The sequence below is a fragment of the Pseudoalteromonas phenolica genome, assembly GCF_044788725.1.
Taxonomy (GTDB): domain Bacteria; phylum Pseudomonadota; class Gammaproteobacteria; order Enterobacterales; family Alteromonadaceae; genus Pseudoalteromonas; species Pseudoalteromonas phenolica_C.
This window is the reverse complement of sequence record NZ_CP173161.1, coordinates 3467219-3479923: the sequence shown is the minus strand read 5'-3', so window position 1 is coordinate 3479923 and position 12705 is coordinate 3467219. Positions and strand designations below refer to the sequence as shown.

The 12705-nt window shown below is 42.6% G+C and carries 10 protein-coding genes; 4 read left to right on the top strand and 6 right to left on the bottom strand.

Going from position 1 to position 12705, the window contains the following annotated elements; all coding sequences use genetic code 11:
• Positions 1-2: 2 nt before the first annotated feature.
• Both ACH784_RS15760 and ACH784_RS15755 read left to right on the top strand, forming a co-directional pair.
• Positions 3-1376, top strand: coding sequence for a RimK family alpha-L-glutamate ligase (locus tag ACH784_RS15760; RefSeq protein WP_404391785.1), 1374 nt, complete (start codon positions 3-5; stop codon positions 1374-1376).
• Between the two features lie 12 nt (positions 1377-1388).
• Positions 1389-3962 carry a M14 family zinc carboxypeptidase gene (locus ACH784_RS15755; RefSeq protein WP_404391783.1) on the top strand — a complete coding sequence of 858 codons (2574 nt, stop codon included), beginning with the start codon at positions 1389-1391 and terminating at the stop codon, positions 3960-3962.
• Positions 3963-4160: 198 nt separating this feature from the next.
• Here ACH784_RS15755 and ACH784_RS15750 read toward each other — a convergent pair whose 3' ends face one another.
• The 3 genes from ACH784_RS15750 to ACH784_RS15740 all read right to left on the bottom strand — a co-directional run bounded on the left by ACH784_RS15750 (position 4161) and on the right by ACH784_RS15740 (position 6872).
• Complete coding sequence (locus ACH784_RS15750) at positions 4161-4640, bottom strand: DUF3299 domain-containing protein (RefSeq protein ID WP_058031096.1); 480 nt, start codon at positions 4638-4640, stop codon at positions 4161-4163.
• 178 nt (positions 4641-4818) lie between these two features.
• The gene (locus tag ACH784_RS15745) at positions 4819-6198 is read right to left on the bottom strand and encodes an ABC transporter permease (protein WP_404391781.1); all 1380 of its coding nucleotides are present in this window, start codon (positions 6196-6198) and stop codon (positions 4819-4821) included.
• On the bottom strand, positions 6195-6872 hold the full coding sequence (locus ACH784_RS15740; protein WP_404391779.1) for an ABC transporter ATP-binding protein: 678 nt from the start codon (positions 6870-6872) through the stop codon (positions 6195-6197). Before ACH784_RS15740 ends, ACH784_RS15745 begins: the two co-directional genes overlap by 4 nt.
• Positions 6873-7096: 224 nt before the next feature.
• Between ACH784_RS15740 and ACH784_RS15735 the strand changes: the two genes are divergently transcribed.
• Both ACH784_RS15735 and ACH784_RS15730 read left to right on the top strand, forming a co-directional pair.
• Entirely contained in the window at positions 7097-8197 is a 1101-nt protein-coding gene (locus ACH784_RS15735; protein ID WP_404391777.1) for a phosphoribosylaminoimidazolesuccinocarboxamide synthase, read from the top strand.
• A 257-nt stretch (positions 8198-8454) separates the two neighbouring features.
• On the top strand, positions 8455-10770 hold the full coding sequence (locus ACH784_RS15730) for an EAL domain-containing protein (RefSeq protein ID WP_404391775.1): 2316 nt from the start codon (positions 8455-8457) through the stop codon (positions 10768-10770).
• 47 nt (positions 10771-10817) lie between these two features.
• Here the strand turns inward: ACH784_RS15730 and ACH784_RS15725 are convergent, their stop codons facing one another.
• The 3 genes from ACH784_RS15725 to ACH784_RS15715 form a co-directional block, all read right to left on the bottom strand.
• The gene (locus tag ACH784_RS15725) at positions 10818-11318 is read right to left on the bottom strand and encodes a glycosyltransferase family 25 protein (RefSeq protein WP_404391773.1); all 501 of its coding nucleotides are present in this window, start codon (positions 11316-11318) and stop codon (positions 10818-10820) included.
• A complete protein-coding gene (locus ACH784_RS15720; protein WP_404391771.1) occupies positions 11282-11560 on the bottom strand; it encodes a glycosyltransferase family 25 protein in 279 nt (92 codons plus the stop codon). The genes ACH784_RS15725 and ACH784_RS15720 overlap by 37 nt, the downstream gene beginning before the upstream one ends.
• A gap of 90 nt (positions 11561-11650) precedes the next feature.
• Complete coding sequence (locus ACH784_RS15715) at positions 11651-12685, bottom strand: glycosyltransferase family 9 protein (protein ID WP_404391769.1); 1035 nt, start codon at positions 12683-12685, stop codon at positions 11651-11653.
• Positions 12686-12705: the final 20 nt, after the last annotated feature.

The following is a 12705-nucleotide window of genomic DNA, read 5'->3' as shown; positions in this document are numbered from 1 at the left end:
TCATGACGAAGAAAACCTCACTGCCAAAAATCGGTCTGCTTTATTTAGACTATGTACTGCGCTTTTTTGATAAATCTAACTTTAAAGGTTGGCCCGATAAAATTGAGCAAGTGACTTATCATTGGGGCAATGACAAAGCCCGCTTTATTGCAGAAGTGAAGCGTAAAAAAATAGACGTGTTAATCGGTAATATTCCAGCTACGGCGTACGAGACATTTCGCGACATTGCTCGTGCTCTACCTGAAGTACGTTTTTTACCGTCGTTAGATAGTCAGTTTTCTAATAAATCAAAAGAAAATGTCACGCATTTTTGCCGCAAATACGACTTACCTATCCCGCATACTGAAATTTTCTATATTCCTGAAAAAGCACAGTCTTACCTCGCGTCGGCGACTTACCCGAAAATTATTAAACGTTCTTACGGCCCATCTAATTATGGTGGCTACTTTGTCCATAAGGTAGATAGCTACGAAGAAGCGCAGAGCCTGTTGAGTGAAAAGCGTTATTACCCAGTGTACGTACAAGATTTTGTGCCTATGGAAGCTGATATTCGCGTCATGCTGATTGGTCACAAACCTGTTTGTGCGTTTTGGCGTCGTCCGCCTGAAGGGGAGTGGCTAACTAACACCAGTCAGGGCGGTAGCATGGACTACCAAGGTATTCCAAAGTCAGTGCTTGATTTAGCGACCAAGACTTCAAAAGCGGCGAATGCAGAATATTGGGCTTGTGATATTGCCCTAGGTAAAGATGGCAAGCTGCGTATTTTAGAGTGTGCGACGGCGTTTGCGGCGTTCCCTTATATTCGTGATTGGATCGGCCAATACTTAATGTGGCTATTGGGCGAAGGGCGTTTTCGCAAACCAAATATTCCGATTTATAACTGGGAAGAGTTGGGCAAAATCGATGCGCGTTTTCTGCGTACCATGCGCCATATTGGTTTCTCTAAATATACCCCAAGCCAAGACTGCGGCGAATTATTTACTGATATGACAGAGCAAAGATATCCAATATTTGATACCCAGTACCGCGCAGGTGAAGAGTGGCCGAGTGAGATCTGGAATCTACAAGATAACTTTAAACTGCCTGCCAAAGAGGTGGCAGCATCAGCCATGCAACCTGTACCAGGCAGTGATGAAGTCATGTCTGAAACCGATTTACCGAATGTGGCATTTGATGAGTCACAAATTCGCGCCATGCTGGGTGAAGTCAAAGGCGTGGGTGACAAAATGATTGACGACATCTTAGCGACCTTTGGCGCAACTGGTGTGGTTGAGGCTTTAAATACTGAGCCTGAACAGCTGTGTGTTGTTAAAAATCTCAAAGCGAAAAAGCTAGAGAAAATCGTCGATCACTGGCACGCCTTTACAAAAGCATAACGGGAAGTAGGCATGAAAATACAATACGCGTCTTATCAAGACACCATCGATTTTTTACAAAAAGCGATGAGTGAACATCCGCATTTAATTCGTCTGCAAAGTATCGGTGAAACTTGGGAGGGCAGGCCCATTATGCTGGTTACTTTGTCATTAGATGTCACCTATGCGGATGACAAACCCGCGTTATTGTATACGGGCACCATTCACGCACGGGAATGGATAGGGAATGAGTTAGCGATCAAGTTTATTCAGTATGTTATAGACAACTATCGCTTTAACCCTAAGTTACAAACAGCGTTAACACGAAACACGCTGTATATGGTGCCTTGCCTAAACCCCGACGGCTTTGAATACTCGCGGAATCACTTTTCATTTTGGCGTAAAAACCGCCGCAATAATGGTGATGGCACTTTTGGTGTGGATCTAAACCGCAACTTTGACGCTAAATTCATGCGAAATACCAATACGCAATCGAACACCTACGGTGGTCCGCATGCGTTTTCAGAGCCTGAAACTTGTGCTATTCGTGATTTTGTTGAAAAGCGCAGCAACATTTGTATTGCCCTTGATTACCATTCACAGGGGAATGTGTTCTTTCCGGCTCATAAGTTTAATCATGAAGTTGAGATTGAAGGCACAGACTTAAATGTGTTGTGTGCCAACATGAACAACGAGATTAAAAAGGTCACGGGACGTCAGTATGGTATTCACCGTGGCAAGCCGCCTGCACAGCTTATTCAGGGCAGCGGCCGCGAGTATTACTATCGCAAAGGGATTATTGCCACAGTCGTTGAGGTAGGTACCCGCAACATTCCTGATTATATGAAGAATATGGCGCAGAGTGTGGCTGAGAATATTCCGGCGGTTGCCTATGCTTTGGGTGAGGCGATTAACTATTCAAACCTTGCGCCTGCAAGAGTACCTGACTTCACCATAAAGCAAGTGGGTCACGATAGCGTGGAGCTTGAGTGGGAATATGAACAGCGAGAAGATATTTATTTTGAATTGTATCGTGCTGAACACAATAAAAGCCCCTGTAATGAAGCCAACTTAGTGGCAATTACCAAGTCATTGTCATTCACCGATACACAACTTGAAAGCGGACAGTTTTATTTTTACAACATCCGTGCTGTGGATAAAGTCACTAAAATTAAATCGCCGTTTAGCCCTGAGCTGCGTTTAAAAACCTTATTGGCAGAGCATCAATGTAGCCGCACATTGTTCCCAGCCAAAGAGCAAGTTGGGTATTTAAGTGCTAACTATCAGCAAAAGGCCCGTGAACGCTTTGGTTATAATTCGATGTTTATTGGTGTCGATAAAAAGCGCGGTACGAGCGTGGGGGTAGTGGTATTTGATTTGGCGAATATCCCAGAAGGCTCGCATATCGATCGGGCGGAGTTTTTCTTATACCCGATGAATCGAGTGAATGCGAAAATAGAGAAGTATGGTGAATGGTCGATATCAGTGCTCGATCCAAATCAAATCGACAACATTTATGACTACAGTTCCATTTGTGAAGCGCCCGCTTTACATACGCTGGGGCAAACGATTGAATCAGATAAAATGACCCAAGGTATTTGGCTTAAATGGAAGTTTAATGGCGTCGAGCGAGATTTGATCTCTCAACTGTTAGACGATCAAAAACTGATCTTACGCTTACAAGGGCCAACCAGTTTGCCACTAGGTAATGACTCGCAAGTCATGCAATTCGACATTGGTTATGGGCCATTTGGCAGCGGCTTACACTATCGCCCTAACTTAGAATTGGTTTACCAATTACCTGAACAAAGCTTAAAACTGACGCCAAACAGTTGTAATACCATTTACCAAGAGAAGGTGATTGCGGACAGCTTATGTTCAGGTTTCGACGACCAAGGTGAAATCGTCTACGGGCAAATGGCATTTGAGCATCAACACGAGTTAGAGCCAGAAAAAACCGTGTTTACCCAAGCTTGCTTAACCTTGTACAGCCAAAACTCACTGCCATCGAGCAAAGACGTACGCTTTACCGTGGAGCTGGTGGAGTTAAAAGACGTTGACTTTAAGCACGTTAAACAGCGTCAGAAAATCGAATATATCGGCTATGAAGTGAGTAACGCCCAGCTTAAAGAGCGCACTGCCCATGACTTTATGTTCGACAGCTACAGCTTGAAGGAGCTGGCGCGTTTACATCAAACACAAACCCCGTATTACTTCGTTATTCGTGCCACCGCTGAATCTCAAGCTAAAAATGCGTTAATTGAGTGGAGTAATGCTGCGCTGAATATTCGCTATATCAAGCGTCGTAATCAAGCTTTACCCGCGCCGACTGAGTTACAAGCACAAGTTGAAAATGGGGTGGTAAAACTAACTTGGCAAAACCCTGAGAGTGATGACTTTGTCGGCTGTTTTGTGGTGCGAAATTGCTTCCACCCACCGCGTTCTCCATTTGATGGTGTAAAGCTTTATGGTGGCCCAGATGAATACACGCTCGATAATTTTGGTAACCCTGATATCGCTAAATATTATGCGGTGTTTAGTTACGACCATGCGCCAAACTATTCAGAGCCCGCGGCGGTGTATTATTTGGCGAATAATAAAGAGTGATTAACGAGTTTTAGGTGGTTTTGTAGGTTGTCATTTATGGCGACAAGTTTGAAGCTAAAAGGTGGCAGTTCAAGGAATTGGGAGCGTTAATTTAGTGCGTAAAATTTAATATTTCATCAGGTATTGAACTAAGCATTTTTGTCGCGCTAAAGCACGACCTACAGGTGGTCATGTAGGTCGTCATTTATGGCGACAGGTTTAAAGCTCAAAAGGTGCAACACCCACCGCTTGCATGGTGTAACCGGTCTGCGCTAATTCGCCACTCCAAGTTTCGACTTTGATAATCCCTGTGACTGTGATGGCATCGTATAAACTTTCGATTGGTACGCCGTTTTTGATTTTTACATGGACGATCTGATTTGGTGGCGGCGGTGGCACGTGAATACACGCGCCAAAATACGGCACCAATAGAAACTCAGTGATCACTTCGCTGTCACCTTCAAGCGGCACAACAAAACCCGGCAAACTCACTGACTGACCATCTAATGCTGTTACCACCGGGGCGTCTAAATCTGGTTGCACCCAATTTTGGTCTGCGCCATCGTGACTGGCTGCGTCTTGATTGCTAATTTGCACATGACCTTGTGGGATTAAGTCTTCCCAAAAAATTTCTTTCGGTGCTTGGGCAAAACTCAGTGCGCTAAAGCACAAAGCAAAGCAGAGTGAAAATAATTTCATACTTAAGATATCCTCTTATACCAATACTCTTAATTAAGTAGTCTATTTTGAGGTGAGGGAAACTTGTCGATAGCAAGGCAAAAATTTTGCTATTTAGTTATTCTAAATAAGAAATTTTTAACATAGCTAGCGTCAGTTTAAGTCCCTCAAAATAATTACGTATTATTGAGCATTGGTATTAAACTTTAATACTCATGCCGTCGCTGAGTGAATAATAATAGGCGCGCAGTGCTGGGAAGATCCCCATCACAGTGCCAGCCAGCATAATAGCGCCCAATAGCGTAACTTCATAGCTGCTGAGCAGAGAAAGCGACAAGCTAATCCCAAACTGTGCCTGTAATACAGGTTGCGCTAGCAAGATTGCCACAAAGAATAATGTCGTGCCGAGCAGGCAACCGAGTAACGTGATTATCACCGCTTCACTGGTTAGCAAACTGAAAATATGCCAAGGACGAGCGCCAACTGAGCGAAGAATGGCCAGCTCACGACGCCTTTGATTGAGCGTGGCGAGTAAGGTTGTCAGCATACCGAGCAAGCTGATGATCACCACCACGATTGAAAACAGCAGTAAGATCTTTTCGACAATATCTAACATGCCCCAGAGTTCTCGTAAGGTGACGCCGGGCATAATAGCCAGCAGTGGCTCGCCTTTATATTGGTTGATATTACGACGAACTTGCAAAGTATAAAGAGGTGAATCAAAACCCATTAAAAACGCAGTGATTTGCTTTGGTTCACCAATTAAATCGCCCGGCTCACTCTCAACCAGCTGGTGGGTTTTATGCTGATGTTCCCCATGACTATGGTCGTCATGTGAGTGATGATCATGATCTTCATGTTTATGCTCATCACGAGAAAGAGCAGCTTCGTTTGTTGGTTTATTAATCGCCTTACCAATCATGCGTGGAGATTTGTTATGACCGGAGCCATGCATTTCATCAATGGCGATGAGTGGCACATGCACGGTGCGGTCAACGGGCGTGCCGGTCGGCTTTAAAATACCGACTATGGTCATGGGGTTATCATCATGATGGTGAAAGCTGGTGTTACCCATACCATGAGAGATCACGATTTGTTCTCCGAGATGGTAGTTGAGCTTTTTCGCCACATCGCTGCCGAGAACCACTTCGCGACCATTATGAAATGCGCGACCATGTGCAAATGCCAGCATTTGCTTTTTCCCGTAACGGAAATGGGTGAAGTAGCTGCTATCCGTGCCTAATACCGCATGTCCTTTATGGCTGTCGCCAAGACTTATCGGTATAGTCCATGCCACACCACGTTGCTGTTTAATATATTCATAACTTTGCCACTGCACGGCATTATTGGCATGACCTATGCGAAAGACACTTGAGAGCAACAGCTGTATGTCGCCAGTGCGCGCACCGACAATTAAATCTGTACCAGAAATGGTATTGGCGAAGCTGCTTTTTGCTTCTTGTCTCACTCGCTCAATTGAGAGCAGTAACATTACACTGATGGCGATGGTGAACAAAGTGAGTAGCACGCTCGATTTGCGATTCCAACTACTTTTGAAAGCCAGAGATGCTAAGTTCATTGTGCCGCTCCGTTGATCTCATTCAAACTCACTTTTCTATCGAATAGCTGCGCTAAGCTGTGGTCGTGACTGACAAATAAAATGGTGGCTTGGTATTTTTCTGCTTGGCTAAACAAGATTTCGATAAAGGCTTCTCGGCTGTCGGCATCAAGCGCCGAGGTTGGTTCATCGGCAATGATAAGCTCTGGCTGACCAATGAATGCCCGTGCTGCCGCTACTCGCTGCTGTTGGCCGATACTTAATTCACTGACAGATTTGGCTTGTAAAGTGTGGTTTATCCCTAAATTTTCTAGCAAGTTAATAGCGCTTTGCTGTAAAGACTGGGTGAGTTTGCTTTTTCGAGTTTTAGAGTATTGGCAGCCAAGCATGACGTTTTCAATGGGGTCTAAAAATGGCAGCAGATTAAAGTTTTGAAAAATAGTCCCTATATGGTCGGCCCTAAATTGATCTCGTTTTGCGGCTGAGAGCTGGCGCATTTGCGTATCTAAAATTTTAATATCACCCGCTTGAATGGTATTTATACCCGCTAATAATCCGAGCAGGGTCGATTTACCACTGCCACTCGGGCCGTGTAAAAATATCCGCTCGCCTTGGCTAATTGTTAGCTCAGCAATATCTAGCGTAGGGGTGGGGTGTTTAGGCCAGCTAAATACGAGGTTGTTTATCTCAATCATAATGGGCTCAATAAACTAAAAACACTGTGATGGTATAACAGTTTTCTCATCGGCTAAACTCTGCTCGGTTTAATTACCAAAATTCAACGATAAACCCCACATTTAGCAACATAAGAGTTCGGGTTTAGTTTGTGATTTAAGGGTCTTGCGATTATTATATGCACTTCTAACCCCCTCATATTTTTTGCACCCCTTAGCAAGGTGCATCCGGCCTTGGAGTAATAATGAGTAGCTACAAAGTTTTAGAAGTGAATGATGATCTACCGATCCGCACAAAAGGTGCCGTTCACAGTGGTAAAGTTCGTTCAGTTTATTGGTTAACCGACGAAGACAGTGCGCGTTTAATCGAAGAAAAAGGCTACGATGTACCTAAAGGTACGGAGCTGGCGATCATGGTAATTTCTGATCGTATTTCTGCGTTTGACTGCATTTGGCAGGGCGAAAATGGCTTAAATGGTGTACCAGGTAAGGGTATTGCACTAAACAGCGTGGCATCACACTGGTTTAAGTTATTCGATCAAGCAGGTCTTGCGGGCAACCACATCGTAGACATTCCACACCCTTATGTGTGGATCGTGCGTAAAGCAAGCACGGTACGTGTTGAAGCGATTGCGCGTCAGTACATTACAGGCAGCATGTGGCGTGATTACAGCAAAGGCGTGCGCAATTTCTGTGGTATTGAGTTACCAGAAGGTCTTGAAGCCAACCAGAAGTTAGACGAAGTACTTATTACTCCGTCTACAAAAGGCATTATCACTGACGTACCAGAAGTACCACCAGTGGATGATGTAAACATCACACGTAAAAACATCACTGATAACCTAGCGGCATTTAACTTCAAATCAGAAGCTGATGTGGCTCAGTACGAAAAGCTTTTAACTGAAGGTTTTGCATTGATCAGCAAAGAACTTGCTGAGCTTGATCAGATCTTTGTTGATACCAAGTTTGAGTTTGGTTACGTTGAGCAAACAGATGGCACTGAGCAGCTTATCTACATTGATGAAGTGGGTACGCCTGATTCATCTCGTATCTGGGATGGCCCAGCATTCCGTGATGGTAAAGTAATCGAAAACTCGAAAGAAGGTTTCCGTCAATTACTGATCAATAACGTGCCAGACAGCGATGTACTGCTTAATAAAGACAGAATGCCTGAGCGTGAGGCATTAGCTAAAGCATACAAGCTTCCTGTTGATGTGATGATGTCGGTATCAGACACTTATGTAGGTATCGCGAGTAAGATTGTTGGTAAAGAGTTAACAATTCCTGCGGATCCGCGTGCAGAAGTGATTGCTATTCTTGATAGCGAGTATGGTCTAATCGACTAAGCGTTTCGCTGAAGTAATTTAATAGGTCATACCTAAAGCTATTAAATTTTCAGCCTGATAATACTAAAAACTTGTATTATCAGGCTTTATTCTCAAAACCCTTGCAATTAACAAGGTTATCCCTTTATCTTTACTAAGATCTCGGTCAATGAATTTAAGGCAATATTGGTCTATATTCATAACCATCTCTGAATTCTTATTTTTACTGCGTAACTTGTTGTGACTAGGTTTAGTAAGCAGCGTGCAAAAGGAACATCATGAGCACCACTTTAAAACAACGTATTATTTTACTATGTGTCGGTCTTGTATTGCTTACGGCAATCACCAGCTTAGTGAGCTTTTGGTGGTCGACAAATCAGTATAATGATAAGCAAGTTCAGCAGGGCATTAAAGTTGCGCAGAATGTTTACCAGCAATATTTAAAAGCCAAAGAGCGTTTATTGGTGACAGCTTCTACGGTATTGACCGCTGACTTTGGTTTTAAACAAGCCGTGGCGAGTCGAGATCAAGATACCATTCAAAGCGCGTTGTTTAATCATAGCAACCGAATTGATGCTGACATTATGTTGTTGATGGATTTAAAAGGTAACGTTATTGCCTCGAATAAAGATGGATTAGTGTTACCTAAAAATAGTCAGCAACTCATGAAGCAGTTGCTAGGTAATGGCAAAGAGTCGACCTTTATAGTGATTGACAATCAGCTTTATCAAGCCATTATTTTGCCAGTAAAAGCGCCTAGAACTATCGCATTAAGTGTGGTCGGTTTTGCCGTTAACGAGACGGTTGCACAGGAACTTAAAGAGTTAACTGGTGTTGAGATGAGTTTTGTTTCTCATGCTACCGGGCTTAAAGCGAGTTCAATAGAGCTACCAAATGAACAAAGCGATCTTCTAGCCTTCATTCACGGGCAGACAACAACGCGCTGGCTTTCTGACTACCCGGTTTTTATTAGCGCCGAAGTAGCTTTACCAGCTTTACCCAGTAACCCTATAAGCGTGGTGCTGAGTGCTAATTTGACCGAGCAATATGAAGAATTTGATCAGTTAGTATTGAGTATTATTTTGCTGTCATGTGGCTCTATTGTATTAGGCTTTATCACTAGCGGGTTTTTGGCTAATAACCTGACAACGCCGTTACTGCACCTTACTGAAATGGCAAAGCGCTTTTCAAAAGGGGACTACAGTGCAGGTTTAACGGACCACAGTCCAAGTAAAGAAATCTGTGAGCTAGTAGATGCTTTCCAAGAAATGGGTGAAGACATTCAAGCTCGTGAGAAGCAAATTCGCTTTCAAGCTCAGCACGATCATTTAACGGGCTTTTATAATCGTTCTGCGGCCTTAGAACGCCTTTCGAAAAAGCTAAAAAGTGATCCTACCTTGTATTTGATAGCCATTGATATTCGTGGCTTGCGGCATATAAACGACAAGCTTGGCCCTAGAGTCGGTGATGACTGTATTCGCGCTGTTGCTAAACGAATAGAAGAAGTTACCAAAGACTCTAATGGTTTACATGCACGTATAGGTGGTGATGAGTTTTTAGTTGTTATGGAGCCCACAGTGGGCAGTACCGTTGAAGCCTGTGTCGCTAAGTTAAATAAAGCACTGGTAAAAAGCTACATCATTCGCACATTAGATATTTCGCTGCGTTTTAGTATGGGTGTGGTGATTTATCCGGAGCAGGCTGATAATCCGGAAGACTTAGTCCGAAGAGCTTTAATCGCGGTCGACACAGCAGCGCAAGATAGTCATGAAATTTACTACTATCAAGATGGTGAAGATGAAGAGCATTTGGCACGACTGCAACTCATCGATGAATTAAAGCAAGCGCTGATTAAAGATGATGGTCAGCTATTTATGGCTTACCAGCCCAAGTTAAACTTAAAAACGAACCAAATTGATAAGGTTGAAGCGCTGATCCGTTGGCATAAACCGGACGGACAATGGGTTTCTCCTGAACTATTCATTGATTTAGCTGAGCAGTCAGGGTTGATTGTCGATTTAACTCAGTGGGTTGTTACCACAGTGGTTAAGCAGGTGTCTTTGTGGCAACAGCAAGGGTTAAATATGAAAGCGGCCATTAATGTGTCGGCTCAAGATATTGCTCACGATGACTTTTTCCCTCATTTGGAAGCGCAATTAGCCAACTATAAAGTACCACCTGCACTCGTCACCATAGAGCTCACTGAACGAGATATGATCGAAAATGAAGAGAAAGGTATCGCTGCGCTGAAGGCTTTAAAAGAGTTAGGTGTGATGATTTCCCTAGATGACTATGGTGTAGGTCAAACGTCTCTCGGACGTCTTAAAATGCTACCCATTGATGAGTTAAAATTAGATAAAGTGTTTATTCTAAAACTTGATGAGTCGCAGCAAGATCAGCACATTGTGCAGTCAACAATTACACTGGGTCATCAGTTAGGCTTTTCCGTGGTTGCTGAAGGGGTTGAAAACCTAGCCTCTCTGAACCTACTCGCTCAAATGCAGTGTGATTATGCACAAGGGTATTATTTAAGTAAGCCATTACAAGCGACAGATTTTTTAAACTGGCTCGGGAATTATCATCAGGCAGGTTAAATTTGTTGTGTGATGCTTAAAATAAAAAACGAGCTGAGGCTCGTTTTTTATTTTGGGGTAATTTTAGACAGGTCAGCTGAAATTTTCTTGCGCTGAAAATACATGTCTTTGCGATGGCGGAAGTTTCGCCAAAAAGTACTTCTACTTGAGTGCAGGCCGTTATTACTTGCAACTATATCGCTTTGAAAAGACATATCTTCAGCAACAGGGTAGGGTTTTATTCCTGTAATATTTAGATTTACTTCGCTATGAAATTGAATATCTACATCGACCGGTCTAAAGAAGGGTTTTCTTTTTAGTAGTTTATTTGCACCAGCCAAACTCAGCGCATAGCCTTGCGTTCCATTTGGAACCTTCAAATAGTTACCTAATGTTAAAGTGTGTGATAGTTCTGTTTCTAAAATAAAAGGGTTGGCTCTATCATCGGATAACTTAATCATATCCCAATTATTAAGTTCACTTATTTTGTTTATTACATCAGGAAGATGTGGTTCGATTGTCAGATCATCCTCTAAAACAATACAAAAAGGGATGTGCTCATCACGCATTTTTCCCAAATGCGCATATGGCTAACGTAGCAGCCAATCTCTCCCGGTGTCATATTTCGATGATGGCGTTTTCGGTTCAATTCAGCGCTATACCAATTAGTAACTTCTTGCTGTGATAGATTTTTGCCTACTGTTGCTTCGAAGCGAATACCTTCAAGGCCAAAAGCGTGTAATCGAGTTGATGTGGTATGCCATCTTTCGATGCTACTGGCCATATTAATGACGAAAATAGGAGGCAGCATAATTTACTCATTTGCATTGCTAATTGTTTTTATAATAGCAATATTGCGAGTTGAGCAAAAGAATCCTTAAGTTACTTTTCTAGTAAATATTTAATTTATATTCTCTATATCCTTATCACGAGTAATAAAAACTTGGCTAAGTTGAACAATATTTTCAGGATTAATATCATCAACTAAAAGGTTATCGTTGAGCTTTAAACTATGCTCAGCCGTTGCCGCGACAACGTTAGATGTTTTAGGCACTACCAAAGACCAAGGGCTAGTGCCTTGCCCAACAATGGCAACGCAAGGCGTTTGCACTGCAGCAGCCATATGCATAGGGCCTGAATCTATGCTAATGAGTAAATCGAACGAAGCAATATGATCGACTAATTCCGTCAACGATGTTTTCCCTGTTAAATCTGTGCAGGTCATGTTTAAGCTATTTGCGTATTCAAACAATTTTTGGTTGTCTATTTGTTCTGATTTATCACCAATTAGAATTAAGTTAGATAAGTAATGTTCATTAAGTAAAGCAATTACCTGTTTTGCTTGTTCTACTGGGTAGTGGCGCGCACCTTTATTTTTTCCACCAAAATACAGACCAATATTTGGCTTGCTGTTATTTAGAGGAGGGCTTTCAATCTTTCGAGAAGTTAATTTAGGAATATCAAACTGCTCAAAACAGTCACCATGTGTTTCGTTAATTAAACGGCAATACCTGAGTAAGTAATGATGGTTCACATTTAATTTTAAAGGGTGGCTGAGAAGTGGTTTTCGTCCATTTTGCGCATAACCAATGATGGTTTTGATACCTGCAAGTTTAGCTAGCAACGCTTCAGATAAAGACCCTCTAAACAATACCGCCATTGAAAATTGATGCTTTTTCAGCTGCTTTGCTAGGGAAAATACCGATAACTTAGCTTCACCATAACGTTCATCAGCAATCACTTTGATATTATAAAATTCATCGCGTGCTAAAAGCTCAACCATATAGGGCCTAGCTAATAGGTAAATCTCATTATCAGGGTAGAGCTTTCTGAGTAGCTCAATAGCCGATAAAGTGTTAATTGCGTCGCCAATAAATTTTGGCAGTACGGCTAAAATTGGTCCGGTGATCCTGTCCTTTGAGATTGCTTTAACCATATTTAAAGTATTGAGATTGC

Coding starts and splice junctions, on each gene's coding strand:
- ACH784_RS15760 (WP_404391785.1), top strand. CDS start 3: ATGACGAAGAAAACCTCACTGCCAAAAATCGGTCTGCTTTATTTAGAC.
- ACH784_RS15755 (WP_404391783.1), top strand. CDS start 1,389: ATGAAAATACAATACGCGTCTTATCAAGACACCATCGATTTTTTACAA.
- ACH784_RS15750 (WP_058031096.1), bottom strand. CDS start 4,640: ATGAAATTATTTTCACTCTGCTTTGCTTTGTGCTTTAGCGCACTGAGT.
- ACH784_RS15745 (WP_404391781.1), bottom strand. CDS start 6,198: ATGAACTTAGCATCTCTGGCTTTCAAAAGTAGTTGGAATCGCAAATCG.
- ACH784_RS15740 (WP_404391779.1), bottom strand. CDS start 6,872: ATGATTGAGATAAACAACCTCGTATTTAGCTGGCCTAAACACCCCACC.
- ACH784_RS15735 (WP_404391777.1), top strand. CDS start 7,097: ATGAGTAGCTACAAAGTTTTAGAAGTGAATGATGATCTACCGATCCGC.
- ACH784_RS15730 (WP_404391775.1), top strand. CDS start 8,455: ATGAGCACCACTTTAAAACAACGTATTATTTTACTATGTGTCGGTCTT.
- ACH784_RS15725 (WP_404391773.1), bottom strand. CDS start 11,318: ATGCGTGATGAGCACATCCCTTTTTGTATTGTTTTAGAGGATGATCTG.
- ACH784_RS15720 (WP_404391771.1), bottom strand. CDS start 11,560: ATGCTGCCTCCTATTTTCGTCATTAATATGGCCAGTAGCATCGAAAGA.
- ACH784_RS15715 (WP_404391769.1), bottom strand. CDS start 12,685: ATGGTTAAAGCAATCTCAAAGGACAGGATCACCGGACCAATTTTAGCC.